The sequence below is a fragment of the Bacillus mobilis genome, from assembly GCF_001884045.1.
GTDB classification, from domain to species: domain Bacteria; phylum Bacillota; class Bacilli; order Bacillales; family Bacillaceae_G; genus Bacillus_A; species Bacillus_A mobilis.
The window spans coordinates 112,994-138,564 of sequence record NZ_MACF01000071.1 but is presented as its reverse complement, the minus strand read 5'-3'; the positions used below and the strand labels follow the sequence as shown (position 1 = coordinate 138,564).

The 25,571-nt window shown below is 33.9% G+C and carries 26 protein-coding genes and 1 pseudogene; 18 read left to right on the top strand and 9 right to left on the bottom strand.

Going from position 1 to position 25,571, the window contains the following annotated elements; all coding sequences use genetic code 11:
• The first annotated feature begins 61 nt into the window (after positions 1 to 61).
• On the top strand, positions 62 to 1,465 hold the full coding sequence (gene nhaC, locus BAQ44_RS12600; protein ID WP_061680595.1) for a Na+/H+ antiporter NhaC: 1,404 nt from the start codon (positions 62 to 64) through the stop codon (positions 1,463 to 1,465).
• Positions 1,466 to 1,587: 122 nt separating this feature from the next.
• Positions 1,588 to 2,976, top strand: coding sequence for a class II fumarate hydratase (fumC, locus tag BAQ44_RS12595; protein WP_071721872.1), 1,389 nt, complete (start codon positions 1,588 to 1,590; stop codon positions 2,974 to 2,976).
• A 92-nt stretch (positions 2,977 to 3,068) separates the two neighbouring features.
• Here the strand turns inward: fumC and BAQ44_RS12590 are convergent, their stop codons facing one another.
• Together BAQ44_RS12590 and BAQ44_RS31405 are read right to left on the bottom strand one after the other, a co-directional pair.
• A complete protein-coding gene (locus BAQ44_RS12590) occupies positions 3,069 to 3,491 on the bottom strand; it encodes a PH domain-containing protein (RefSeq protein WP_071721871.1) in 423 nt (140 codons plus the stop codon).
• A 362-nt stretch (positions 3,492 to 3,853) separates the two neighbouring features.
• Positions 3,854 to 3,955, bottom strand: a pseudogene (locus tag BAQ44_RS31405) (MBL fold metallo-hydrolase); the annotation flags it as partial.
• Positions 3,956 to 4,162: 207 nt separating this feature from the next.
• Here BAQ44_RS31405 and BAQ44_RS12585 point away from each other — a divergent pair.
• Both BAQ44_RS12585 and BAQ44_RS12580 read left to right on the top strand, forming a co-directional pair.
• Positions 4,163 to 4,927: a DUF2087 domain-containing protein gene (locus tag BAQ44_RS12585; protein WP_071721870.1), complete on the top strand. Its 765-nt coding sequence runs from the start codon at positions 4,163 to 4,165 to the stop codon at positions 4,925 to 4,927.
• A 99-nt stretch (positions 4,928 to 5,026) separates the two neighbouring features.
• Positions 5,027 to 6,436, top strand: coding sequence for an MATE family efflux transporter (locus tag BAQ44_RS12580; protein ID WP_071721869.1), 1,410 nt, complete (start codon positions 5,027 to 5,029; stop codon positions 6,434 to 6,436).
• A gap of 56 nt (positions 6,437 to 6,492) precedes the next feature.
• Here BAQ44_RS12580 and BAQ44_RS12575 read toward each other — a convergent pair whose 3' ends face one another.
• Positions 6,493 to 7,191, bottom strand: a complete 699-nt coding sequence (locus BAQ44_RS12575) for a peptidase E (RefSeq protein ID WP_063263637.1) — start codon at positions 7,189 to 7,191, stop codon at positions 6,493 to 6,495.
• Positions 7,192 to 7,572: 381 nt separating this feature from the next.
• Between BAQ44_RS12575 and BAQ44_RS12570 the strand changes: the two genes are divergently transcribed.
• From BAQ44_RS12570 to BAQ44_RS12545, 6 genes are all read left to right on the top strand, one after another.
• Positions 7,573 to 7,971: a DUF3942 family protein gene (locus BAQ44_RS12570; protein ID WP_063263726.1), complete on the top strand. Its 399-nt coding sequence runs from the start codon at positions 7,573 to 7,575 to the stop codon at positions 7,969 to 7,971.
• Positions 7,972 to 8,078: 107 nt separating this feature from the next.
• Entirely contained in the window at positions 8,079 to 8,495 is a 417-nt protein-coding gene (locus tag BAQ44_RS12565) for a BlaI/MecI/CopY family transcriptional regulator (protein ID WP_071721868.1), read from the top strand.
• 1 nt (position 8,496) lies between these two features.
• Positions 8,497 to 9,309, top strand: coding sequence for a M56 family metallopeptidase (locus BAQ44_RS12560; protein WP_071721867.1), 813 nt, complete (start codon positions 8,497 to 8,499; stop codon positions 9,307 to 9,309).
• Between the two features lie 54 nt (positions 9,310 to 9,363).
• On the top strand, positions 9,364 to 10,077 hold the full coding sequence (ccdA, locus tag BAQ44_RS12555) for a cytochrome c-type biogenesis protein CcdA (protein ID WP_063263634.1): 714 nt from the start codon (positions 9,364 to 9,366) through the stop codon (positions 10,075 to 10,077).
• A gap of 18 nt (positions 10,078 to 10,095) precedes the next feature.
• Entirely contained in the window at positions 10,096 to 10,650 is a 555-nt protein-coding gene (locus BAQ44_RS12550) for a TlpA family protein disulfide reductase (RefSeq protein ID WP_000733167.1), read from the top strand.
• An 18-nt stretch (positions 10,651 to 10,668) separates the two neighbouring features.
• Entirely contained in the window at positions 10,669 to 11,349 is a 681-nt protein-coding gene (locus BAQ44_RS12545) for a prolipoprotein diacylglyceryl transferase family protein (RefSeq protein WP_071721866.1), read from the top strand.
• A gap of 55 nt (positions 11,350 to 11,404) precedes the next feature.
• On the opposite strand, the gene BAQ44_RS12540 is transcribed toward BAQ44_RS12545, so the two are convergent.
• Positions 11,405 to 11,950, bottom strand: coding sequence for a helix-turn-helix domain-containing protein (locus tag BAQ44_RS12540; protein ID WP_063263630.1), 546 nt, complete (start codon positions 11,948 to 11,950; stop codon positions 11,405 to 11,407).
• A 149-nt stretch (positions 11,951 to 12,099) separates the two neighbouring features.
• On the opposite strand from BAQ44_RS12540, the gene dsdA reads away from it, so the two are divergent.
• Together dsdA and BAQ44_RS12530 are read left to right on the top strand one after the other, a co-directional pair.
• Positions 12,100 to 13,440 carry a D-serine ammonia-lyase gene (dsdA, locus tag BAQ44_RS12535; RefSeq protein ID WP_071721865.1) on the top strand — a complete coding sequence of 447 codons (1,341 nt, stop codon included), beginning with the start codon at positions 12,100 to 12,102 and terminating at the stop codon, positions 13,438 to 13,440.
• Between the two features lie 158 nt (positions 13,441 to 13,598).
• On the top strand, positions 13,599 to 14,846 hold the full coding sequence (locus BAQ44_RS12530) for a DUF445 domain-containing protein (RefSeq protein WP_071721864.1): 1,248 nt from the start codon (positions 13,599 to 13,601) through the stop codon (positions 14,844 to 14,846).
• A 29-nt stretch (positions 14,847 to 14,875) separates the two neighbouring features.
• On the opposite strand, the gene exsE is transcribed toward BAQ44_RS12530, so the two are convergent.
• The 4 genes from exsE to BAQ44_RS12510 are packed head-to-tail and all read right to left on the bottom strand — an operon-like array spanning position 14,876 to position 17,814.
• A complete protein-coding gene (exsE, locus tag BAQ44_RS12525) occupies positions 14,876 to 15,832 on the bottom strand; it encodes an exosporium protein ExsE (protein ID WP_071721863.1) in 957 nt (318 codons plus the stop codon).
• Positions 15,829 to 16,899 (bottom strand): hypothetical protein, encoded by a 1,071-nt coding sequence (locus tag BAQ44_RS12520; RefSeq protein WP_071721862.1) that lies wholly within the window; start codon positions 16,897 to 16,899, stop codon positions 15,829 to 15,831. The genes exsE and BAQ44_RS12520 overlap by 4 nt, the downstream gene beginning before the upstream one ends.
• Complete coding sequence (locus BAQ44_RS12515) at positions 16,892 to 17,335, bottom strand: hypothetical protein (RefSeq protein ID WP_071721861.1); 444 nt, start codon at positions 17,333 to 17,335, stop codon at positions 16,892 to 16,894. Before BAQ44_RS12515 ends, BAQ44_RS12520 begins: the two co-directional genes overlap by 8 nt.
• Complete coding sequence (locus tag BAQ44_RS12510) at positions 17,332 to 17,814, bottom strand: RNA polymerase sigma factor (protein ID WP_235608063.1); 483 nt, start codon at positions 17,812 to 17,814, stop codon at positions 17,332 to 17,334. Before BAQ44_RS12510 ends, BAQ44_RS12515 begins: the two co-directional genes overlap by 4 nt.
• A gap of 283 nt (positions 17,815 to 18,097) precedes the next feature.
• Between BAQ44_RS12510 and BAQ44_RS12500 the strand changes: the two genes are divergently transcribed.
• From BAQ44_RS12500 to BAQ44_RS12480, 5 genes are all read left to right on the top strand, one after another.
• Complete coding sequence (locus tag BAQ44_RS12500; RefSeq protein WP_071721859.1) at positions 18,098 to 18,736, top strand: response regulator transcription factor; 639 nt, start codon at positions 18,098 to 18,100, stop codon at positions 18,734 to 18,736.
• Between the two features lie 4 nt (positions 18,737 to 18,740).
• The gene (locus BAQ44_RS12495) at positions 18,741 to 19,841 is read left to right on the top strand and encodes a sensor histidine kinase (protein WP_071721858.1); all 1,101 of its coding nucleotides are present in this window, start codon (positions 18,741 to 18,743) and stop codon (positions 19,839 to 19,841) included.
• Between the two features lie 136 nt (positions 19,842 to 19,977).
• A complete protein-coding gene (locus BAQ44_RS12490; protein WP_061676604.1) occupies positions 19,978 to 20,916 on the top strand; it encodes an ABC transporter ATP-binding protein in 939 nt (312 codons plus the stop codon).
• Positions 20,917 to 20,953: 37 nt separating this feature from the next.
• Complete coding sequence (locus BAQ44_RS12485) at positions 20,954 to 22,063, top strand: ABC transporter permease (RefSeq protein WP_071721857.1); 1,110 nt, start codon at positions 20,954 to 20,956, stop codon at positions 22,061 to 22,063.
• A gap of 1 nt (position 22,064) precedes the next feature.
• Complete coding sequence (locus tag BAQ44_RS12480; RefSeq protein ID WP_071721856.1) at positions 22,065 to 23,210, top strand: ABC transporter permease; 1,146 nt, start codon at positions 22,065 to 22,067, stop codon at positions 23,208 to 23,210.
• 44 nt (positions 23,211 to 23,254) lie between these two features.
• Here the strand turns inward: BAQ44_RS12480 and BAQ44_RS12475 are convergent, their stop codons facing one another.
• On the bottom strand, positions 23,255 to 24,193 hold the full coding sequence (locus BAQ44_RS12475) for an esterase/lipase family protein (protein WP_071721855.1): 939 nt from the start codon (positions 24,191 to 24,193) through the stop codon (positions 23,255 to 23,257).
• A gap of 119 nt (positions 24,194 to 24,312) precedes the next feature.
• Here BAQ44_RS12475 and cls point away from each other — a divergent pair, with 119 nt between their 5' ends.
• Positions 24,313 to 25,524, top strand: a complete 1,212-nt coding sequence (gene cls, locus BAQ44_RS12470; RefSeq protein ID WP_071721854.1) for a cardiolipin synthase — start codon at positions 24,313 to 24,315, stop codon at positions 25,522 to 25,524.
• The last annotated feature ends 47 nt before the right edge of the window (positions 25,525 to 25,571 follow it).

Here is a 25,571-nt window from a genome sequence, read left to right as displayed (position 1 = left end):
GTATATTACATACATGTAAGACGACATATGTCATGTTATCGACTTGTAAGGAGAGAAAAAAATGAAAAGTGTAAGATTACCATCGATGCTAGAAATCATAGTTCTTTTATTACTATTTCTTGCTGTTGTCTTTTCCTTCCAAACGATTTTTGATCTCCCAATTCAATTAGCGCTATTTATTTCATGGTTTTTAGTAATTGCGCTTGGATTAAGATTAGGATTTCGTTATCAAGAATTGCAAGATGCAATTACGAAAGGGATTTCTAACGGATTAGAAGCAATACTGATTTTAGTTGCAGTAGGTGCTTTAATTGGAACATGGATTGCTGGTGGCGTTGTCCCAACATTAATCTATTATGGATTAGAGTTTATTCACCCTAGCATATTCTTACTGGCAACATTAATTATTTGTTCGATAACTTCTATCGCGACAGGAACATCATGGGGAACAGTAGGAACAGCAGGTATTGCTATGATGGCAATTGGTGAGGGACTTGGATTACCACTTCCGCTTGTTGCTGGTGCAGTTCTTTCGGGAGCTTATTTCGGCGATAAATTATCACCACTTTCTGATAGTACAGTTCTTGCAGCGTCTATGGCAAAAGTAGATGTTATTGCTCACGTTCGAGCTATGCTCGTATTAGATGTTCCGGCTTATATTATTACTAGCATTATGTTTACAGTTGCTGGTTGGATGTATGGCGGCGATAATGTAGATTTGAATCGAGTAGAGTTTTTAAAAGAAGCTTTATTAAAGGAATTTGATATTAAAATATGGATGCTTGTTCCGGCGGTCATTGTTATCGCACTATTAGCGATGAAGAAACCATCTATGCCAACAATTGCAATGGGAGCTTTAATTGGTGCAATTTGGGCAACTCTTTTCCAAGGCATGAACTTTGGAGAGGCTATTGGAACAGCGTATAACGGATTCTCAATTCAATCTGGTGTTGAGTTTGTTGACAAGTTATTAAACCGTGGTGGAATTAACGGTATGCTTGGATCAGTAGCCGTTATTATTTTCGGTTTAGGATTTGGTGGATTACTTGAAAAACTAGGTGTTTTAAAAGTAATCGTATCAAAATTTGAGAAGAAATTAAATTCTGCAGGTAATGTAACATTGTCTACATTAATCGTGGCATTCTTAGCAAATATATTTGGTTGTGCGATGTACGTATCACTAATTTTAACACCGAAAATTATGGAAGATAGCTATGATAAATTAAAAATAGACCGACGTGTATTAGCACGTAACTCGGAAGTAGGTGGAACGTTAACTTCTGGTATGGTTCCGTGGTCGGATAATGGTATTTTTATGGCTGGTATTTTAGGTGTAGCAACGTTCTCATACGTTCCGTTTATGTGGTTAAGCTTTGTATCGTTAATTTTAGCAGTTATTTACGGATATACAGGCAAATTCATCTGGTATGTAGATGACGTTGAAAAAGGAAAGCAAGTATCATAAAAAATACCTTCTGCGATGGCAGGAGGTATTTTTTTATATATATAAGTGAGAATTCTTATCATCTGGGTGAAAGTCTGTTAATATAAGAAATGTAGGTATTTTATTTTCAAGGGGATGAAAAAATGGAGTACAGAATTGAAAGAGATACAATAGGAGAAATAAAAGTTCCAGCTGATAAATTATGGGCAGCACAAACGCAACGTAGTAAAGAAAACTTCCCGATTGGAACAGAGCAAATGCCGCTTGAAATTGTAAAAGCGTTTGCGATTTTAAAAAAGAGTGCAGCACTTAGCAATCAAAAATTAGGAAAGCTATCAGAAGAAAAAGCAAAAGCAATTGTGGCAGCAGCTGACGAAGTGATTGCAGGGAAATGGAATGAACATTTTCCACTTGTCGTATGGCAAACGGGTAGTGGTACTCAGTCAAACATGAATGTGAATGAAGTAATTGCAAATCGTGGGAATCAAATTTTGAAAGATAAGGGATCTGACGTACATATTCATCCGAATGATGACGTGAACATGTCTCAAAGTTCAAATGATACGTTCCCAACAGCGCTTCATGTAGCATGTGTAATCGCAGTAGAAAATCACGTCTTACCAGCAATTACGAAATTAAAAGAAACGTTAGCAGAAAAAGTAACTGCATTTGAACATATTATAAAAATTGGTCGTACACACTTACAAGATGCAACGCCTTTAACATTAGGACAAGAAATTAGCGGATGGCATCGTATGCTTGAAAAAACAGAGCGTATGATTGCAGAGAGTAATACATATATGAAAGAGCTTGCAATTGGTGGTACTGCAGTTGGAACAGGTATTAATGCTCATCCTAAATTTGGTGAGATGGTGTCAGAGGAAATTAGCCAATTTACAGGTAAGCAATTTATTTCTGCACCAAATAAATTCCATGCATTAACGAGCCATGATGAAGTTGTATATACGCATGGTGCATTAAAGGCATTAGCTGCTGATTTAATGAAGATTGCTAACGATGTACGCTGGCTGGCAAGCGGTCCACGTAGTGGTCTAGGCGAAATTATTATTCCGGCAAATGAGCCAGGAAGCTCTATTATGCCAGGGAAAGTAAATCCAACGCAAAGTGAAGCGTTAACGATGGTAGTAGCGCAAGTGATGGGAAATGATGCAACTATCGGATTTGCTGCGAGCCAAGGTAATTTTGAGTTAAACGTATTTAAACCTGTTATTGCATATAACTTCTTACAATCTGCTCACTTATTAGCTGATGCAATTATTTCATTTAATGATAATTGTGCAGTGGGTATTGAAGCAGATGAAGAAGTAATTAAAGAGAATGTGAATCGTTCATTAATGCTCGTTACAGCATTAAACCCGCATATCGGATATGAAAATGCAGCGAAAATTGCGAAGCATGCTCATAAAGAGGGGTTAACGTTAAAAGAGGCAGCATTGCAATCTGGACTACTAACAGAAGAGCAGTTTGATGAAATTGTAGACCCGAAAAAAATGATTGCTCCGAAAGAGTAATAAAAAAGCCAAGATTCTTTGTTTAGAATCTTGGCTTTTTTGATATATATTTGTATGTCTTCTGTTTGTATTACTGCAATTGCCAAAATATATTATTTGTTAGCAGGACTATTCAATACTTTCATTTGTGGACAGTTTTCTTTTAAGAGTTCAATGAATTTTTCTTCTTCTTTGGGTACGAAAGTTGTCACAGAGTCAAATAAATTGTAATGGATTTCTAATTGCTGCCTAGTCCACTTTTCAGAGTGAAGTGTTTTGCCAGAGAATTTAACGTGACGAATATCTTCAAATGGAATTTCAGTATGAAATGCAAAACCATGTTTTACGATAAGGGATGCTTCCGTTACGTTGTAGTGAGAGAAATAGAAAGAAGAAAGGTTCACGATATTTAAAAGCATCATGAGAGTGAAAAAAATAGAACTTTCATTTTGGAAGAATAGTGAAACGAGAAAAATACTGATAAATAATGTAATGAAAATGACGTGAAATGGATTCTTTTTCGCTTTAAATTTCAAGTTAGTCACCTCGGTATACGTGTACTGTAATTAAATTAAATCATAACATCGTAATAAAACGCGTGAATATGCAGAATTGCATATTCACGCGTTTTATTATTCATGTAAAATTTCTTGATGGGATAAATTCAAAGGAAGTCTTTTAATAGTGGAGTGACATGAAGTGACTTACAAGAATAGAAAGTTAGTGTTAGTTATAATTAGTTGTATGATGATTCTGGGTAGTTGTGCTAATAAATTTGTTGAAGATCGAAACCTAAAGCATATATTTGTACAGGCAAGTAAAGTTTTACTAGAGATTGCAAATAGAATATATAATGGATAAAAGGTGTTTTCGTATACGGAAGCACCTTTTTTTGTAGTTAAAACTGAATGCTAAAGTTTTGGAATGATTGAGTACCGGTTCCATGTTGAACGAGGTTGTTATCATTTAAATATGGAATAACGTATTTTACTTCTTTCAATTAGAAATTCACTTATTAAATACATTCTCTTTTCATTGCTTTAAGTCCTTCTATAGGATTATCTAGTAGACGTTTTAATAAAAGTTTATAAAATGGGTAAACGAAACATTGAAATGTTTATTTGTTGTATGTTAAGATGATGAAGTGATAGTAAACGTTATTGGGAAATGTCTGTTTTTAGATAAACATTTTAAAGGAGTGTTTAGTGTGAGTGATATTTCAGAGAAGTTTTGGGATGCTTCGGTTGAGGAATTGAAGAAAGGGTATGTATTTGAAGCTGAAGCAGAGGAATATATTTGTTTAGCTTGTGGAGAAGCATTTATTAAGGGAGTTATTTATCAAGATAATCAAGTTTTGTATGAAGCTGAGAAGTTTGTACAAGTGCATGTGCAAAATGAACATACGTCTATGTTTGATTATTTATTAAATCTTGATAAGAAGTATACTGGTTTAACTGATTTGCAAAAGAAAATGGTTCAGTTTTTCCATATGGGGCTGAATGATAAAGAGATTGTAAAAGAGATGGATGGTGGAAGTACTTCAACCATTCGCAATCATCGATTTACACTTCGAGAGAAAATGAAGCAAGCGAAAGTGTTTTTAGCTTTAATGGAACTGTCAGAAGAAAAATCAAAAGTACAAACGAAATTTGTACCTATTCATAGAACAGCGACGATGGTAGATGATCGCTACAATATTACGGAAGAAGAAAATGATGAAGTATTAAAAGCACATTTTACAGAAGGATTAGATGGACCGCTTTCTAAATTTCCGAAAAAGCAAAAGCGTAAATTAATTATATTACGCCATTTAGTGACGAAGTTTGATAGTAATAAAAAGTACACTGAGAAAGAAGTAAATGTTGTCATAGAAAGTGTATATCCGGATTTTGTAACGTTAAGAAGATATTTAATCGAATATGGGTTTTTAGATAGAACAGCTGATGGAAGCAAATATTGGGTGAAGTTATAATCATACGGAAAAGAAAGTGAATAGAAGCACATTATTATAACAACTATACAAAGAGATAGAAGTTGAAAAATAGATTTTTAATAAAAGGAGAAATGAAATTTGAAACCACCTACAGATAACAATAAAGAAGGTGCGGAGTCACATAAGTTAGAAAGTGAGAGTAAACCGATTTGGAAGTCGATGTCCATGTTTTTAGTACCGTTACTATTAAGTAATGTATTACAATCGATTGGACAATTATTCGGTATGGTAGTAGTAGGAAGATGGCTTGGAGTTAATGATTTAGCAGCCATATCAGCATTCTTCCCTCTATTTTTCTTACTCGTTTCCTTTGTAATTGGTATTGGTTCAGGTAGTTCTATTTTAATTGGTCAGGCGTTTGGCGCTAAAAACGAAGATCGTTTAAAAGCTATCGTTGGTACGACGCTGACATTTACATTTATTATTGGAGTTGTGTTGGCGATAGTAGGCAGTATTTTTGCAATGGATATTATGCGCCTTATGGGAACGCCAGAAAATATTATTGAAATAAGTGTACATTATGCACGTATATTATTTATATCGATGCCAGTATTATTTTTATATTTCGCATATACAACATTTATGAGAGGTACAGGAGATTCTAAAACGCCATTTTACTTTTTAATTGTAAGTACAGCACTAAATATGATTTTATTACCAATTCTTATTTTTGGATGGTTAGGAGCTCCAAAATTAGATGTGTATGGAGCAGCGTATGCTTCTGTTATATCTACAGTTATTACGTTTATTGTCATGTTGGTGTATTTAAAGAAGAAAAATCACCCACTACAATTAGATAGTACGGTAAGGAAATATCTTCGCATGGATGGGGAGTTATTGAAGCTATTGCTACGACTTGGTATTCCAGCAAGTATTAATATGATATTAGTTTCATTATCTGAAATTGCGGTCATCGCGTTTGTAAATCGTTACGGTTCGGATGCAACGGCAGCATATGGCGTCGTGAATCAAGTTGCAAGTTATGTACAAATGCCAGCAGTTAGCCTCGGTATTACAGTTTCTATTTTTGCAGCACAATCAATTGGTGCGAATCAATTTGATCGATTGCAGAAAGTTGTGAAGGCCGGAATTATTATGAACTACGTCATCGGTGGTGTGCTAATATCTCTTATTTACTTGTTCGCAAGAGACATTTTATCACTATTTTTAACGAGTCAAACTACAATTGAAATTGCTCATAGCCTAGTTATGATTACACTATGGAGTTATTTAATTTTCGGTCATGCGCAAATTATTAGTGCGACAATGCGAGCAAGTGGTACAGTATTATGGCCAACTGTTATCGGCGTTGTATCAATTTGGCTTGTTGAAGTACCCGTAGCGTATTACCTTTCTTACCATACAAGTCTCGGGATAGAAGGGATATGGATTGGGTACCCAGCAGCCTTTATTGTCAGCTTAATTTTACAGTATGCATATTATAAGCTTTCATGGCAGAAGAAACGAATTACACGATTAGTGAGCTAAATCATGCAAATGTCCCTAAGTTATTATACTTAGGGACATTTTGGGTAAGTGTAGGTTTATAAATAGCTTTTTAAAGTGATATCAAAATGTTGTCTAATGAGTTTGTTATCACTCATATAAAACTCCCACGCTTTTTCAGGTTCGCCGATAATTTCAAAAGACTCTTCTGTAATATATAAAGCGCAATTATCCTCTAGTGCAATTCCTTCTATATTACCTTGATGATTTTGTAAAAAGGTATGGAAGGCATTCATTCTATTTAATTGATTATAATGTGGACAAAATCTTTTGTTCACAATCCCCCAGCCATTGCTCTCTATATAACCAGAATCTTCATAATCTGAGCGGATACTAGATGTGAACCAACACATAGCGCCGGCGCTACATCCTGCAATGAGCGTTCCTTGTTGCAAAGCAAATAATAATTTTTCATCTAGTTTAAGTTCTTTCCATTGTGTAAGCATGTGAATATAGTTTCCGCCACCGAGATAAATTAAATCAGCCGATTGAATCATTTCGTCTATTTCATATTTAGAAGGTGTATCGGCTATAGTACGTAAAATTTGTACTTCACAGTGTAATTGTTTTTCGAACGTATCTAAAAATAGTTTTATATAGCTTTCATCATCATGACTTGCTGTAGGAATGAATAATACTTTTGGATACTGTTTATTTGTTAATGCTATAAGTCGTTCATTAATAGGCGAGTGATTTGAATCTTGTAAGTCACCGCCACCAATGACAGCTAATTTCATAGTAAAGCACCACCTAATCATTTTCGTTATATAAAAATTCGATAGAAGAGACGTACATTCCTTCTCTATGTAATGAATAAGTAGAAAATGTAGTTTCAGTATATCGGAATAGTAAAGGTGGCGAGGGTTGATAAAAGTTTCACTTTATCGATATATAATACTTCATACTATTGTTTCAAAATATGGAAACAATATGTTTAAATAGATATAATAAAGCATGAATTCATATTGAATTAGTGCTTATACTTTAAAAAAGAATCGGAAATAATAGAGATTTTACAAATGAGTTTTTACTTTTAATAGGAACTTGTATTACAATATGGTAAAGTTATTTCAATATATTTATTTAATATAAAAATACAAAGAGGGAGCGTGAAAAAAGTGGATTTTCGATTTGAATTTACAACGAAGGTGAAAGAATACTTAGATGATGAGAAGGATGAAAAAATAATAAAAGATGGACATAGAGATATCATTTTTCAGTATTTATACCCATTAGAGAGTGAAATTGGCATTTATAAAAATCCTAACTTTACTTTTTTGGCATCAGGAAGACGCTCGCATATCGTATTAGAAAACATTGAATTTAAAACAGAGGTAAATGTAAAAAGTAACATCATTGAAATTACAAAAATAGTGGATAATGTCGTTATTCCGTTAGATACGATTGTAGTAAAAGATCGGGAATTATTTGCACTTGGACGTAATGAGAAGTTTAGTGTGCAAATATTAGAGCAGTATCTCTTTGATACATTTGGAGAGAAATTAGGTTTACGATGAATAGAACGGGGTACTGATTTATAGGTAGTGAATTTTAGTGCAAATCATTCGTGTTTGACCTTTCATTTAATTTATACTACAATTCGTAGTGTGAAAGGAGCCGTACTATGTTTACTCAAAACTATAAGTTAAATGAGCAAGGGTTAAATCATTTCTTTGGACCGCTTGAAGCGAAAATTATGGAGATTGTCTGGTCTACCGAGGGTATTACGATTAAAGAAGTGCAGCAGAAATTAGGTGAAGAATCACCTGTGAATTTTAATACGGTCATGACAGTTATGAACAGGTTAGTAGAGAAATTCCACTTAGAAAAACAGACTGTGAAAAGAAGTGGTATATATCGTGCTGTGCAAACAAAAGAAGAATTCTTATCCAATCAAACGAAGAAAATGACACAGGAATTGATGGGGGAATTTGGAGATTTAGTTGTAAATCATATGCTTGATGAGTTAGAGCAGGCTGATCCGACTTTAATAAAAAAATTAGAAGACAAATTGAATCAGTTAAAAAAAGAGGATCAATGAAATGAAATGGCAAATGCGTAAAATCATCTTGTTAGCAGTAATTGTTAGTACTCTCTTTTTCAGTTTGTTAGTGTATTACGTTACATATCCATTTCTATTTCAAAATAAGGCGTTCTTTCTTTCAAAGTTTTGCTTGTTTCAGTTAGAACAACATATGAAGGAATTATCGCTCATTCGTATTATAATTGCTGGATTACTATTACTTACTGTACTCATAGTATGCAAAAGAATTTGGCGACAGTTTTTCTATAGTAAAAAATTACAAAAAGTACTTATCCCTTTCATTCGAAAAGGAAAACAAATATATATATTGCCGACCTCGGAAGTTGCGGCATTTACAATTGGGTTATTTCGTCCGAAAGTTGTCATGTCAGAAGGGATGCTTCAAACATTCTCAGATGAAGAAATGGATGCAATTATTTTTCATGAAGAATATCATCAAAATAATCGAGATCCGTTAAAATTATTTTGTTTTACGTTATTAGCAGAAGGAATGATATACATCCCGATATTAAAAGGGCTATTGCAACGCTATCATGTGTATCAGGAGTTAGCTGCAGATAAATATGCAATGCGAAAAATGAAATCTAAATTCGAGTTAGGTAGCGCATTATTAAAAATAATTAAAATAAAGACAATCGAAAATCGATGTGTGACAGCTTCATTTGCAAAAACAGCAATAAATTTACGAATCGAGCAACTGTTAAATGAAAAAGTCGTAAAGCTTAATATTCCATTACATACGAATTCGGTATATGTAACATTAGCTTTATTCTGTATATCGGTTGTACTTATTGTCGGAGAGTGCATATAGCCTCTTTTTTTAAGAGTTAACACTACTCATTGTAGTGTATTTAGGGGGAATAAAATGAATGCAGCAGATTTAACAATTTGGCTTGTAGCTGGGGCAGGGGTATTGTCATTTATATCACCATGTTCTTTACCGCTATATCCATCTTATTTATCATATATTACAGGTGTATCTATTCAAGATTTAAAAGATAATCGTGGAATGATGCAAAAATCAGCTATTATGCATACTGTATTTTTTATGATCGGATTTTCGGTTATATTTTATGCGTTAGGTTTATCGGTAAGTTGGATTGGAATAACATTTTCATCTAATCAAAAATTGATTCAACAAATTGGCGGGATTTTCATTGTTTTGATGGGGCTGTTTATGACGGGTTTGTTTCAGCCTAAGTGGCTTATGGCAGAGAAAAAGGTACAGTATAGAAGTAAATCGACTGGATATATTCGCTCGATTTTAGTCGGTATGACATATGCAGCCGGTTGGACGCCATGTGTTGGACCGATATTTTCAGCTGTACTCATGCTTGGGGCGACGAATCCTGAAGGTGCACTTCTTTATATTACAGCATATAATCTTGGGTTTGCGGTTCCGTTTTTCGTAATGGCATTCTTTATTGGAAAGGTAAAATGGATTGTTACATATGCCAATGTCATGATGAAAATTGGCGGAGGAATGATGATTATAACAGGTATTTTACTGTATACAAATCAAATGACGAAAATTACAGCATTCTTTATTCGCCTATTCGGTGGATTTACAGGTTTTTAATAATGAGGAGGAAGAAAAGTGAAGAAACTAATTGCGATTATACTAGCCGGGGCACTAATTTGGGCCGGAGTGAACTTTTATAATACAAAAAAAGAAGAAAAAGAAAGAAAAGCAAAACAAGCGGAGTTACAAGAAACAGAAGTATTACCACAAGTAGGGTTTAAAGCGCCAAACATAACATTAAAAGGATTAGACGGGAAGCTGCATTCGTTAAATGATGCAAAAGGAAAACCATATCTTATTAATTTTTGGGCATCATGGTGTGGCCCATGTGAAATGGAGGCACCTGACTTAGTTCATTTGTATGATAAATATAAAAAGGATGTTGAAATTTTTGCGGTAAATGCGACAATTGGAGATCCAGTACAAGAAGCGAGCGCATTTGCAGATCGTCACGGATTTAAGTTTCCTGTTTTACTAGATATGGACGGAGTAGCTGGATTAGATTATAAAGTATTTTCGTTACCAACGACATTTTTTGTTAATAAAGATGGAATTATTGTAGAGCAAGTACGAGGTGTATTACCTCCAGATCAATTAGAAGAGAAATTTAAGAAATTAATTGAGAGTTAAAGAGGGGATTTTGTATTGATGGAGTGGATCGTGAGGTTACAACCCGTATCTCTTATAATTGGAAGTCTGTTTGGATTTATGTTGATGAAACGAAAGATGAAGAACGAAAGTGTACCATATGAAAAAATGATGGATGCAGTAACAAATGCTTTTCTAATCATCGTATTTGTATGGAAATTTGCACCGGCAATTATAAATCCAGTATGGGCTTTTAAATCGCCATTGCAAGCATTACTAGCTATAGGAAGTATGAAGCATATTATAGCAGGCTGTATAATTGCGAGTGCATATATTGTTTGGAAAAGTAAAAAGGAGCAATTTTCGCTTCGTATTTTACTTGATGCATTGCCTATTGGGCTATGTATGAGTATTATTTTTTATTTTCTATTCCATCACAAAATAGGTGTACAAACGACACTGCCTTGGGGTGTGAAAATATATGAATCTAAATTTTTATATCATCCCATTTTCGTATATGAAATCATCCTCGGCCTTTGTATACTGGGCTTGTTATGGATGAAAAATGAAAGATTAGGAAATGGAAAGAATATAAGTGTTTTTCTAATAGTTGAGGGGTTTGCTCATATCATTATTTCGCTTGTTAGTGAACAAAGTTCGGTTTTATTTGGTTTATCAGCACAGCAAATAATGAGCTTCTTTGTTATTAGTTTAGGAATTTTGTTGGTGCCGAAAAAATAAAAAGATAGCCACGTATGGAGTGTGTCCGTACGTGGCTATCTTTTTTTATTGTGTATTAAAAAATCGGCGGAGTAACAGAAAATAAAACAATGGCATTTTTCTCGAATTGATTTACCCATTTATGCTTTAAATAAGCGGGTATTTTTACGCTATCACCCGTTTCTAAAGTGTACTCTTCTTCGTTTAAATGTAATGTAATTATCCCATCTAATACAAATGCTAATTCTTCACCTTTATGTTCTAGTACATTTTCTGATGAAGCTGTATTCGGTGGAACAGTCATAATTGCTGTTGCTAAATTCCCTGTAAAATCAGGTGATAACAATTCATATGATAAATTATCGATAATCATTTTTTTTCGTTTATGAGAACGTACAATTAAATCGTCTGTATTTGTATCTTCAAGTAAAAAGCTAAATGTTGGAACATCTAACGCTTTTGCGAGTACTTTTAATGTTTGGATAGAAGGGTTAGCAGACCCACGCTCAATTTGACTTAACATAGAAGGTGTAATACCTGCCATCGTTGCTAGTTCTTTACTCGTTAAACCTTTTTCTTTTCTTTGCTTTTCAATCTTTTTACCGATATCTATATTTTCCATGATTAAAGCTCCTTACCATTTATTTAATTATATTTAAATAAATTAAATTAAAATTAACTAAAGCGAATAATTTATGTTAAACTATATTAAAATTAATTTAATTATAATTTATTAAATCGTAAGCTACAAGGTGATGAGGAGGAAGAGAAATGAAGGAAATAGAGAAATTAAAAGAGGAATATCCACTCTTAAATAAATTAATCGCAACAGAAGAAGTGTTTTGGGTGAATCCGACCATGGAAAAGTATGAAACGGCAATAAAAGATTCGCCACTGAATGAAGAGAATGTAAAAGATGCGGAAGAGAGGTTAAAGCGTTTTGCACCATATATTGCAAAAGTTTTTCCTGAAACGAAAGAGACTAACGGCATAATTGAATCACCCTTACTAAAAATCCCTTCAATGAAACAAGCTTTAGAGAAACATTACGAGCAACCTATTTTAGGGGAATTATTATTAAAATGTGATAGTCATCTTCCGATATCAGGGTCAATTAAAGCTAGGGGCGGCATTTATGAAGTGTTGAAGCATGCTGAACGATTAGCTTTGCAGCATGGTATGTTAACAGAAGAAGCTGATTACTCTATTTTAGATAGTGATACATGTAGAGAGTTTTTTGCAAAATACTCAATTGCGGTAGGTTCTACAGGTAATTTAGGGCTAAGTATTGGAATTATGAGTGCAAAATTAGGTTTTAATGTAACTGTTCATATGTCAGCAGACGCAAAAGAATGGAAAAAAGATTTATTAAGAAGTAAAGGTGTAAACGTGATTGAGTATGAAGCTGATTATAGTAAAGCGGTAGAAGAGGGGCGTCAGCAAGCAGATGCAGATCCTAGCTGTTATTTCGTAGATGATGAAAACTCCCATGATTTATTTTTAGGATACGCAGTAGCGGCATCGCGATTACAAAAGCAATTAGAAGAGTTAGAGATTGTAGTAGATGAAGATCATCCTTTATTCGTTTACCTTCCGTGCGGAGTAGGAGGCGGACCTGGCGGCGTCGCATTTGGTTTAAAGTTACTATATAAAGATAACGTGCACTGCTTCTTTGCAGAGCCTACGCACTCTCCATGCATGTTACTCGGTTTAATGACAGGACTTCATGATAAAATTGCTGTTCAAGATATCGGGATTGATAATGTAACAGACGCGGACGGACTAGCGGTAGGAAGACCGTCTGGATTTGTCGGTAAAACGATGGAACCATTTTTGAGTGGAAATTACACAGTAAGTGATGAAGAGTTATATAGATTGTTGAAAGAACTAGCTGATACAGAAAATATTTATTTAGAGCCTTCAGCTTTAGCTGGTATGATAGGGCCAGTGAAAGTGTGTACAGAAGATGAGTATTTACAAAAACAACAGTTAACAGAGAAGATGAAGAAAGGTACTCATATTGTGTGGGGAACTGGTGGTAGTATGGTTCCAGAAGATGTGATGAATGGATATTATAAAACAGGTGAGGCATTAACAATATTAGAAAAATGAGGCTAATTGTGGCCTCATTTTTTATTTATATGACATATGTATTATTATAAATTCTTTGTTATTTTCGCATTAGTTCATTATAGTATAGATATAAAGAACGAATATCAAATCAATATAACAAAAAGCTTTATTTTACATAATAAGAGGATGTGTATACGATGTCATTACAGACTAAATATATAGCGGGTATTTCGCTTGGGGTTATGGGAGTAGGTTTTGCGGCTTCTATCCCGTTTCAAGGAACGGTAGCTGGAGAGATTATACAAGGGGGATTTGAAGCTGGGTTAGTTGGCGGACTTGCGGATTGGTTCGCAGTTACAGCATTATTCCGTCATCCGATGGGAATTCCAATTCCGCATACAGCGTTATTACCTAAAAATCGTAAACGAGTAACGAAGGGGCTCATTCATACGTTAGAAAATGAGTGGTTGACGAAAGAAAGTATTACGAATAAAGTAACAGAAATGCAGTTAGCGCAAATGGTACTACAAATTGCTGAGAGAGAAATGCAGTCTGACGCTGTGAAAAAAGGGATTGTAACGATTGCGGAGAAAGCGATTGTAACAATAGATACGGAAAAATTAGCGGTTATTATTGAAAAAGAATTAAAAACGTATTTGCATACAATCAATACAAGTAACATTTTACAAGTGCTTGTTGATCAATTAGTTGTGCAAGAATATGATGAAAAGACACTTGATTACATTTTAGTAAAAGTGAAAGATTGGACAGCGCAAGATGAAGCACGATACCAGCTCGGAAGCTTAGGTATGAAGGCGATGGAAAACATAAAAGTAGATGGATTTTTACAGTTTACTTTGAAATCGTTTATGAATATTGTAGATGAAGATAAAATTGGCGGTATTTTGCAGAAATTCATTATTAGCAATATTAACAGCTTACAAGATGCAGATAATAGCACAAGACAACTTATATTATCGAAAATTCGTCAAGAAATTATAAATGTAAAAGAAAATGAAGCGTTACTACAAGAATTAGAAAATTGGAAAGAAAAATGGATTGCCAATTGGAATGCTACTGACAAAATTAAAGAGATGCTGGAGCAAGTACAACAAAGGGCAATTACTTTTGTGAAAAATGCAGAATTTACGGATAAATATGTTATTCCATTTTTACAAACACAAATGAATAAAATAAAAGAAGATGAACAAACTGTTCAAAAAATAGAAGAGTGGTTACAAAAACAAGTTGTCACACTTGTTGAAAAGAATCATTCGAAAATCGGAAAACTTGTACAAGAAAACCTTGATAAGTTAGATGATAAAACGTTAATCGAAATGATTGAAAATAACGTCGGTAAAGATTTACAGTGGATCCGAGTAAACGGGGCTGTTTGCGGATTTATGATTGGATTAGTGTTAGAAGGAATTAAAGCGATTATATGAGAAAAACCTTCCACAATTGTGGAAGGTTTTTATTTTTCAATTATACTCATATTGATATTATAAGCTTTTTCAATATTTAACTTGTACGTCCCGCTGCCTGTTTTAATCGAATTTTTATACCAATGTTCTTGCTCGTTGAATTCTGGATTTTCTTCTGAAGAATTATTTTCTTTTTTCGTTAAATCTTCAACTTGTTCCCAAGGTGTGTTTCCGTGTGCTTCTTTTTTGTTTGTTACGGCGATTACAGATACATCGCTTTCTTTCGTTAAATGAACAGATACATGTGAACTTTCTTGTACAAACCAATTATTTTGTAATTGACCTGGATAAAGGGATAGTTCGTTATTTGAAGCACGAACTTCTACATTTTTATTTTGCGGAAGAACGAGTGTCGGTTTGACCTGTGGTGCTGAATTCCATAACGTATGTTGAACTGGTAAAGATTTTAAAGTAATATACATCGTTTCCCCTGCTGTTTGAACTGAAAGGAAATTTTCTTGTTTTAAATTGAGTTTTTCATTAGCTTTCGTTGTTATTTCATATGTTCCAAGAAGGTGAATTTGATTTGTATCATTTCCCTCTATTGTTAGAGGGTACTGTCCTGCATCCACTACAATTTTTTTGATAGATTCAGGTATATCAAGTTGTCCACTTGGAATATTACTCGTTTGGCGAGTGGTATGAATAGAATGACGAACTTCATCTAGTAATCCAGTTGATAATAAACAGTAAAAAGCAATTCCAACGCTTCCTAAAACGCCGATAAAGAAAATACTAAAAATATCATATTTAATAAAGGATTGTTCCTTCTTAGAAAATAGAAGGTATAGTAAAATTTCCACGCCAAGTATAATAAGTAAAACAGGCCACCATGCTGTTAAGGAATCTAATACCTCAGTCCCTTTTATAACTGAAAATAGTAAGAAGCAACCTAATGAAATAATAGAAAGCCCCATTGAAAATGTTCCAACGCGCCATGTTCTCATTCTTTTGTACCACCTTTGTTTTCTTTATTTCCAAGTAACAATTTAAAGCCGCCACCAATTAAGAGGAGTGCAACGATAGATGTTTGGAAATAGCGATAATATAGCTCGCTAAGATGAATGTTAAATATAGTTGCAAAGTAATCATTCAAAATAGGAAGGAGTGTTTGATCTAATAAATAATAACCACCGAGTGTAATTAACCCAATACCGATCCATCTTTGATGATTGATAAAATAATCAATGATAGGTTCGTCATGTACACGTTCTTTTCCATACTTTGCAGTTTGCTGTAAAGCGTCAAAGAAGCTGTAGAACCAAATGATTGGAACTAAAAATAAAAACGCAGAAAGTCTTAATAAATCGAGTAAATATATTGAAAGTAAAAAGGCTGCCATAAGCTGAAGGCCGCGGCGTTGTAAACCTAAATACATATGTCCTGCTCCGGGGAACATGGCTAAAATAGAAGCGAATGTTTTATTCTTCTTTCCTTGTTCACGATGTTCTTCAAACTCTTCGAAAATAGTACGATCATCTAGTTGCTCGCCACGTTCTTTTTTCTGGAGCTGCTGAACAACATCGAAGAAATTGTAAATCCATAAAACAGGTAATGTAATAAGGAAGATTAGGAAACTTTCTTGCGATGTTAAAAGTGCAACGAAAATAATCATACTTCCGATTCCTGTGCAAGCGACTAAAAATGTCAGTCCACGTTGCATAAGTCCTAATTGAAAATGTCCAAGTCCAGGGATGATTGATAGAAGAATGATATAAAATCGTTCGCTCTCTTTAGAGGACTCTGTAAATTCTCCGGTTGCTTGTTTTTTCGATTGATTAATAATAGTGATAACTAAATCTAATAAATTGATCGCCCATAACACGACTAGTAAAAATAGAGAAAGAAAAGCTATATCACGCGCTCCTAATGCTATTGTACAAAATGCTGCGAAGATAAATAGAAATACAGCCCCTCCGCTATATAAAATAAACCGTCCAAACTTCTTTAAATATAAATGTCCAAGCCCGGGAATTAGCCCTAATACAAGTGCTAAAAAGGGATTTTTATTCATGCTTTAAACCTCCGTCCTTTTTTGATGTGTCTACCGATTTGTTAACAATTTGTTGTGAGATAGAAGACTCGTTATGTTTTGAAGATTTCTCGAAATTTGATGTCGCTGTGAAAATATATTGGAATAAACCACTTACCATAAAAATAATTGTAGCTGCGGTCGCAATTATGTAGTGAATAATCGTTCGCTTTAGTGAGTTTGTTTTTATATTTTCACTAGGTTGTAGCGTTTCAAAATCAATTTGCGTCATAACTTCATTCGTAAATGAATCATCATTTATCATTGGAAGGTTTTCGTGTTGTTCATCGATACTTTCCATATAAAGCGCTAAACAATGATCACATTCATAAAGGTGTTCTTCCATAGATTCACGTTCATTGCTTTCTAAAAAATCTAAAGTATAATTGCGCCAATCTTCTTTTGAATAATGCGTCATAGAAACTCTTCCTCCTTCCAATGTTTTTTAATCCATTTTCTTGCCCGATACAATTTCATTTCGACTGTTTTCACTTCGATGTTTTCCTGTAAAGCAATTTCTTGATAGCTTTTTTCTTCTAAATAATGTGAGAGAACGACGTCGCGGTAATTTTCAGGAAGTTCTCTCAGTTTTTGAGCAATGAGTAATTTTTGCTCTTTCGTCAATAATAAAGCCTCAATATTCTGAGAGGATTTTATATTTTCCTCAGTTTCTTTACATAAGGAGAGTTCTTCGTTTTCTCTAGCTTTTTTTCTCTTATAATCAATAGCGTGATTGGTGGCAATACGCGCCATCCACGTTTTTAATCCGCGAAATTGATAATTTGGGAGAGAGGCGTGGATTTTTACGAATACTTCTTGTGTAACATCTTTCGCATCTTCTTCATGTCTTAAAATAGAAAAGATAACTTGGAAAATATAGTGACGATATGTTTGCACAAGGATACGAAAAGCATGTTCGCTTCCTTGCTGTGCCTTTTCAATTAATTGTTTTTCTTCAATGGGTCTCTCCCTCCTTTTTGACGCATTCTATTATATAGACGTAAGAAATGACTGGTCACCCTACACATGTTGTAAAAAAAGAATAATATATTTTTAGAAAGGAGGCTACATGAAAAAAGGTGTGAAAAAATGGTAAAAAGAAGTATATAATGAGCAAGTGGGAAATGTTAAGTGAAGAAAGGATGTGAATGTTAGTAGGGAAAGGTCCATACTAACAAACATGAAAATTAAAATATTAATAGCAGATGATAATTCTTTTATTAGAGAAGGCATGAAAATTATTTTAAATACATATGAAGAGTTCGAAGTGGTAGATACAGTAAATGATGGGAAAGAAGCAGTGGACTATTGCAAAAAGAACGACGTTGATATCGCTCTTTTAGATGTTCGTATGCCAAACATGAATGGGGTAGAGGCGACGAAATTCATTTGTGAAGAGACGAAAACGAAACCGCTAATTTTAACGACGTTCGATGATGATGAATATATTTTGGACGCAGTAAAAAACGGGGCGAAAGGTTATTTATTAAAAAATAATGATCCAGAGCGTATTCGTGATGCAATAAAAGGAGTATATAACGGTCAAACTGTTATGCAAGATGTAGTGCTTGATAAAATTAAGTGCAATTTAATGGAAAGCAAAGAGGACGAATGTAAAATAGATAAGAGTCTTTTTACAGAAAGGGAGCTTAGTATTATCGCATTAATTGCGAAAGGTTTCTCGAATAAAGAAATTTCAAAGCAACTTTTCATATCAGAAGGAACGATTGCAAATTATATTACATCAGTTTTAGGGAAAACTGGACTTGAACATCGTACACAAATTGCGATTTATTACTTAACAGGGAAAGTAGATTAGTGATATGGAATTTTGGTTAATTGTAAGTAAATTAATTGTCTTTATATATATTGTGTTTAGTTACATTTATTTAAATGTCGCGAACTTACCATGGATTATACTTACTTTGCTTTTATATCTTTCTGTAAACGTGCTTATTTCCATATTTAAAAAAGATACGTACAAAAACATATTAACTTCTCTGTCAATTGGCGTAGTTATGTTATTTGCATGGAAGGTTCATCCGTTTTTTATTTTGTTTTTACCATTGAACTTATATGAAATTATATTTCCTTATATAGAGAAGAAATGGCATCTCTTTATCATTATGATGATTCCTATTATCTTTACAGATGAAAGTATCCGAATGACATATGGATTAATTGTTGCATTTTCTTTCCTTGTATTAACTATGGCAGAACGGTATATATCGCGTGTGTTAAAGCTTGAATCACAAAATGATAAGATGCGAAAAGATATGCAGCGGCTGACGAAAAGCTTACATGAAAATAAAGAGTACATAAAGCAATCAGAGTACACATTTAAGTTAGAAGAGAGAAACCGGCTCTCTCAAGAAATTCATGATAAAATTGGCCACTCGATGACAGGGGCGTTAATTCAAATGGAAGCGGCAAAGAGATTAATGGGGATAGATAAAGAGAAATCTGCCGATTTATTACAAAATGCAATTCATATTTCGAAAGATGGAATTGAAAGTATTCGAGTTACATTAAAAAATATGAAGCCACCAACTGAGCAAATTGGTATTCATCGTATGAAATTATTCATAGAGGAATTTGCCGGTAAGCATGATATAAATATTCCTTTCGTATATAAAGGGAATTTAGATATGATTTCACCGATTCAGTGGAAGATTATCGGTGAAAATGTTATGGAGGCACTAACGAACGCGATGAAATATGCTGATGCGACAGTCATTTCAATCGATATTCATGTACTTAACAAGATGGTGAAAGTACAAGTGAAGGATAACGGAAAAGGTGAAACTCTCGTTAAGAAAGGTCTCGGGATTATGGGGATGGAGGAGCGAACAGCGTCAGTAAACGGGAAAATTATTGTAGATGGAACAAGTGGTTTTTCAGTAACAATGCTGTTGCCGATATAAGAGAATGGGACGAAGATGAATCATCTCATATGAAAAAAGTGAATAATCTCATGTGAAAAGAATGAACTTCTGCACTGAGCGGGTTCATTTTTTTTGTTTATAATAATAGCAGAGAAACCGAAATAGGGGTGAAATGATGAATACATTAGAAATTAAAAATTTAACGAAAAAATTTGGTGATTTCATCGCGGTAGATAATATGTCTTTATCTATTAAAGAAGGAGAGATATTTGGCTTTTTAGGATCAAATGGTGCTGGTAAAAGTACAACGATAAATATGATTGCTGGGTTGTTAAGAAGTAATGAAGGTGAAATTAGCATATTAGGAAAAAATATAAAGAAACATAATCGATTTGCGAAGATGAATATCGGTATCGTTCCGCAAGATATTGCGATTTATGAAGAGTTAACTGCCTATGAAAATGTGAAATTCTTTGCTGGATTGTACGGGTTAAGAGGTGCCGAGCTAAAAGCAAGAGTAGAGGAAGCACTTCAGTTTGTAGGGCTTAGTGATAAACATAAAAGTTACCCGAAAAACTTTTCTGGCGGGATGAAACGAAGACTGAATATCGCTTGTGCGATCGCTCATAGACCGAAGTTAATTATTATGGATGAGCCGACAGTTGGAATTGATCCACAGTCAAGAAACTATATTCTCCAGTCTGTTCGAAAATTAAATGAAATGGGAAGTACCATTATTTACACGAGCCACTACATGGAAGAAGTAGAAGAGATTTGTACGAAAATAGCAATTGTGGATCACGGTAAAGTAATTGCAGAAGGTACGAAAGAACAGTTAAAAGCGATTATTACTGATACGAAAGATATTTGGGTGGAAGTGAAGTCAGTAGAAAATTTAGATGTAGAACAGTTAAAAGTGATAAACGGTGTGAAAGCTGTTCAAATTGAAGAGAACGTAATTAAAGTAAACTCGGATGCAGGAGTAAACAATTTAAATAAAATTATTCAACACTTCATTAATCATGACATTGAAATCCGCTCGTTAGAGGAACAGGCTCCAAATTTAGAAACAGTATTCCTTACGTTGACTGGACGAAACTTACGAGATAAATAAAATGTAAATGAAGAAAAGGTAAAGGGAGGTTCATCAATTGAACATCTTCAATATTGCAGTTATGCATATTAAAAGAGATTTCAGAGACGTAAGAACTTTAGTTTTTATGTTAGCATTTCCGATTGTGCTTATGCTTGTATTAGGAACAGCGTTAACAAATGCATTTAATAGTGATAGTCAATCGATTAAGGATATACAAGTACTATATAAAGATGAAGCGAGTAGCTCACTTTCACAAGCGTTTGCAGCATTTACGAAAGAAGTCGATAAATCGGGTATTCATTTTAAAAAAGCTTCCGGCAGTATAGATGGGAAAGAAGAAGTGAAGCAAAATAAATATGCTGCTTATGTAGAGTTAAATAAAGATGGTGCAAAATTTTACGGAAGTGACAAAAGTAGTATTGAGGGAAGTATTGTGGAAGGCATGCTTACAACATTTGTTGATAAGTACAATGTAGCGGCCGAAGTTGCAAAAGTTGATCCTAGTAAGGTGAGCGCAGTTATTTCAAATGGAAATCATAATGATTATATAAAAGAAACATCTTTACAAGCTGCGAAAAAACCAGGTTCTATGGATTACTATGCGGTTGTAATGACAACGATGATTGCACTATATGCTGCGATGGGAGCAAGTTCTTTAATTCGAGGAGAACGAATACGTAAAACAGGAGATCGTCTCATTGCTGCACCTATAAGTAAGGCTGAAATATTCATTGGAAAAGTACTTGGTAGCCTAGTAGCAAATGCTCTGTGCATATTACTCGTCATGTTATTTAGTAAATTTGTTTTTCAAGCGAATTGGGGCGACCATCTTGGAATCATATTTATTATTTTATTAACACAAGTCTTCTTAGCAATTAGTTTCGGTTTAGGAATCGGATATATTACAAAAACACCGGAATCATCAAGAGCAATTATTATGGTAGTAGTGCAATTAGCTTCTATTTTTGGTGGTGCATATTTCGTAATAGAAGAAAATTTCGTTACGAATTTATCACCATTAACGTGGGCGAACACAGCTGTTATGAAAATTATTTATGCAAATGATGTAGGTGCAGCACTGCCAGTAATATGTTTAAACCTTGGCATTTCGGCACTCTTTTTATTAATTGCAATTATTGCATTACGTAGACGGGAGGGGCTATAGTATGAAAGATATTTTATGGCTCATACAAAAAACGTTATCTGTACTTTTGAAAAATAAAAAAGGGTTATTCATTATTATTAGTTTGCCGATAATCGGAACGCTAATCTCCTTTTCAATGTATGGGAATGTGGGGCAAGGAACGTTAAATATCGGGGTTATAAATAAAGAAAATCAATCTATAGCAAATGATACGGTGAAATTTTTAGAAGGATTAAATCATGTGAATGTGAGTAAGGTTAAGGAGTCTGAAGTAGAAGATAAACTCACTTCTAAAAAACTTGATGGAGTTATTACATTAGATTCTGGTTTTTCAAAAAGTGTTCGAGAAGGGAAACCAGCTCATATTGAAATTTCATCGATTAAAGGCGATCAAGTAACAGGTTTTATAAAATCATATTTATACAATTATATTGATAATGTAGCGGCTATTAGTAAAGTAGCAGGAACAGATCAAATTACATTTGATACTATGTACGCTGGGTATCAAAAAAGTGCATTTAAAATGAAAACTGAAACGCTAGAAGATACTTCGAAAAATAAAGATATGACAAACCAAACGATGGGTTACCTTATTATGTTTATGTTGTTTTCAGCAGCGAACTTATCTGGTCAGATTTTAAAAGAAAAAGAGAATAGAACGTATTTTAGACTCATATCAACGCCGATAGATGGGAAGAAGTTCATATTATCTAATGTCGGGGTAAATATGATGCTATTAACAGTACAAATTCTAATTACAATCTTATTCCTAACGAATGTTTTTCATATAAATATCAATATGCCTTTCATCGTGATGATTGGTGTACTCATGCTATTTGCTTTAATAGCGATTGGAATATCGTTAGTCCTTGTCGCTTTTTCGAAAAACTCAGCATCAGCAAATGCACTGCAAAATATGATTATTGTACCGACATGTTTACTAGCTGGATGTTATTTTCCGTATGACATTATGCCGAAAGCGGTACAAAAAGTAGCTGATTTTCTTCCGCAGAGATGGCTATTAGACACTGTATCAAAACTACAACAAGGAATTCCATTCTCTGAGTTGTATTTAAACATTTTAATTTTATTCGCCTTTGCGATTGCATTCTTCTTAATTGCTATTTATAAGTTTGGAAGAAATAATGATGCGAGAAACTTTGTTTAAATAAAAAAGGTGTGGCTTCATGCCGCACCTTTTTTATTCGTGCTTTAGAGTATCTTTTGTAATATAGGGATGCTTTTGTAGAGCACTTCGTTATGTGAAGCATGCACAACATATTTATTTCCCTCCAGAAGAAAAACGCTATGTAGAACAGCGTTACCATCACCATGTTTTGTCAGTATATCACCGACGACTTTGCCGTCTGTCCATTTCAGTTTGGAATATGAAGGGACAACTTGTAAATATTGAATGGTTTCCTCTCCATCCTCGGTAATGAGTATAGTTTCAATATTTCTTTTTTGTATCATAAATCTATTTTCATTTAATGCATCGAGGAAAGGTTTTTTCGTGTTCATCCTACTATAAGGAAGAAATGTAATCGAAGAGCCGAATCTTGTAAATAAATAATTTCCGTAATCTTTACACGGAATAACATCTTGTAATCCTGGAAAGTAAAGATGTATCGCCTCAACTGTATTCATGTTATGTAAGGTGCCTAAATAGTGAATGTATTGTTCCATATAAAAATGGACGATATTTATTTTAGAAGAGGCATGGACAGGAAGACTGCCCTCAGTCCAATAACTATAATTTGCTGGAGACCCAGCGTTTGGTGTACAGAGTATAATAAGCTGATTCACATCATTTTTATATTCGTCACTTTGAACGTAAGTACGTCCAAGAAGTCCGCCCATACTATGGCATATTAGATTTAGTTTATCGCAACCTGTAATTTTTTTCGCATAGGCAATCGTTTGTAATAAATATTTTTGTGTAGAAAAAACAATGCGCTGCTGCCAATCATAAAAACAGATGAACAAGTCTTTATTTCGTTTGTAACCCATACTTTCTAACATCATGATGAATGGCTCATAAACAAACGCAGCAAGTCCAAAGCCCCAATTACCGGTACCTGGAATAATATTATTACTCATAGAACCGAAAAGCCCTGGGATAAAAACAATAGGGATTTTTCCTTTTCTCATATTCTTCTCTCCTTTATCTGTGTAACATCGATAAAAAATTAAGAAATACATTTCGTATGAAAACATATTTAAATGAAACACTACGGAGTAGAAAGTAATTTGAGCGGAAGGAAATCAAAATGATAAAAAAAATATTGCGAGTTACTTCTATTATTATTGCGATTGTTATTTTTATATTAATTTGTATGCATATTGACGTTACGCTCGGAAGAAAAATGGAAGCCGGGAAAAACATGCCGACAGAGTATGCACCTCATCATAGTGACTTTCAATTATATGTAGAAGGGAAGTCATTTTATAAACAGTTATTTACTGATATAAAAGAAGCGAAACAATCTATTTACTCGTACTTTTTTATTTTGTCGGATGATAAAAGTAGTCATACTTTTTTAAACTTATTAAAAGAGAAGGCAAAAGAAGGAGTAAACGTTTATTTATCAGTTGATCGCATTAATGATTTATCATTCGAAAGAAAGGTGATAAATGAATTGCGGGAAAGTGGTGTACATTTTACATATAGTAGAAAACCTGAATTACCATTCGGATTTTATTCACTTCACCATCGCAATCATCGCCGTATTACGACGATTGATGGGGAGATTGGCTATACAGGTGGTTTTAATATAGGAGATGAGTACTTAGGAAAAGATAAGCGATTTGGATATTGGCGTGACTATCATGTGCGTCTTAAAGGAGAAGGAGCAAAAGATTTAGAAGAGCAATTCGCTTTAGATTGGAAACGAGATACGAAAGAACATATAAAAAGAAGTACGAATAAAGCGAGTAAAGGGAATACACTACATACGATGGTTAGCTACAATGGACATTACGTCGTTGAAAAATATATAGAGTTAATAACTCAGGCGAAGCATTCAATTGTCATTACAACACCTTATTTTATAGCGACAAATAAAGAATTAATGAATGCTTTAATGGAAGCGCAAAAACGTGGTGTTACAGTAAAAATACTTTGGTCATATAAACCAGATATTCCTCTTATTAAAGAGGCGGCGTATCCGTATATTCGTCAAGCTGTTAATAATGGAATTAAAGTATATGGTTATAAAAAAGGGATGTTTCATGGGAAGCTAATGTTAATTGATAATGAACTAACTGTTATCGGTACAACAAATTTTACTTCACGAAGTTTCAATATAAATGATGAAATGAACTTGTATATTCATGGTGGTTCAATTGTAGGGCAAGTTAATGAGGTGTTAACGGAGGATTTTCATGATTCAAAAGAAATGACGAAAGAATTTTTTGAGAAGTTATCGTTTTGGGAGCGTTGTAAGGAAAAGTTGGGGGGATTGGCTGATTTCTATTTATAAAGGTTAATGAAAAAGGTGTCTTTTATAGACACCTTTTTTTATGGTAA

Coding starts and splice junctions, on each gene's coding strand:
- nhaC (WP_061680595.1), top strand. CDS start 62: ATGAAAAGTGTAAGATTACCATCGATGCTAGAAATCATAGTTCTTTTA.
- fumC (WP_071721872.1), top strand. CDS start 1,588: ATGGAGTACAGAATTGAAAGAGATACAATAGGAGAAATAAAAGTTCCA.
- BAQ44_RS12575 (WP_063263637.1), bottom strand. CDS start 7,191: ATGAAATTAGCTGTCATTGGTGGCGGTGACTTACAAGATTCAAATCAC.
- BAQ44_RS12565 (WP_071721868.1), top strand. CDS start 8,079: ATGTTTACTCAAAACTATAAGTTAAATGAGCAAGGGTTAAATCATTTC.
- BAQ44_RS12560 (WP_071721867.1), top strand. CDS start 8,497: ATGAAATGGCAAATGCGTAAAATCATCTTGTTAGCAGTAATTGTTAGT.
- ccdA (WP_063263634.1), top strand. CDS start 9,364: ATGAATGCAGCAGATTTAACAATTTGGCTTGTAGCTGGGGCAGGGGTA.
- BAQ44_RS12545 (WP_071721866.1), top strand. CDS start 10,669: ATGGAGTGGATCGTGAGGTTACAACCCGTATCTCTTATAATTGGAAGT.
- BAQ44_RS12540 (WP_063263630.1), bottom strand. CDS start 11,950: ATGGAAAATATAGATATCGGTAAAAAGATTGAAAAGCAAAGAAAAGAA.
- dsdA (WP_071721865.1), top strand. CDS start 12,100: ATGAAGGAAATAGAGAAATTAAAAGAGGAATATCCACTCTTAAATAAA.
- BAQ44_RS12530 (WP_071721864.1), top strand. CDS start 13,599: ATGTCATTACAGACTAAATATATAGCGGGTATTTCGCTTGGGGTTATG.
- exsE (WP_071721863.1), bottom strand. CDS start 15,832: ATGAGAACATGGCGCGTTGGAACATTTTCAATGGGGCTTTCTATTATT.
- BAQ44_RS12520 (WP_071721862.1), bottom strand. CDS start 16,899: ATGAATAAAAATCCCTTTTTAGCACTTGTATTAGGGCTAATTCCCGGG.
- BAQ44_RS12515 (WP_071721861.1), bottom strand. CDS start 17,335: ATGACGCATTATTCAAAAGAAGATTGGCGCAATTATACTTTAGATTTT.
- BAQ44_RS12500 (WP_071721859.1), top strand. CDS start 18,098: ATGAAAATTAAAATATTAATAGCAGATGATAATTCTTTTATTAGAGAA.
- BAQ44_RS12495 (WP_071721858.1), top strand. CDS start 18,741: ATGGAATTTTGGTTAATTGTAAGTAAATTAATTGTCTTTATATATATT.
- BAQ44_RS12490 (WP_061676604.1), top strand. CDS start 19,978: ATGAATACATTAGAAATTAAAAATTTAACGAAAAAATTTGGTGATTTC.
- BAQ44_RS12480 (WP_071721856.1), top strand. CDS start 22,065: ATGAAAGATATTTTATGGCTCATACAAAAAACGTTATCTGTACTTTTG.
- BAQ44_RS12475 (WP_071721855.1), bottom strand. CDS start 24,193: ATGAGAAAAGGAAAAATCCCTATTGTTTTTATCCCAGGGCTTTTCGGT.
- cls (WP_071721854.1), top strand. CDS start 24,313: ATGATAAAAAAAATATTGCGAGTTACTTCTATTATTATTGCGATTGTT.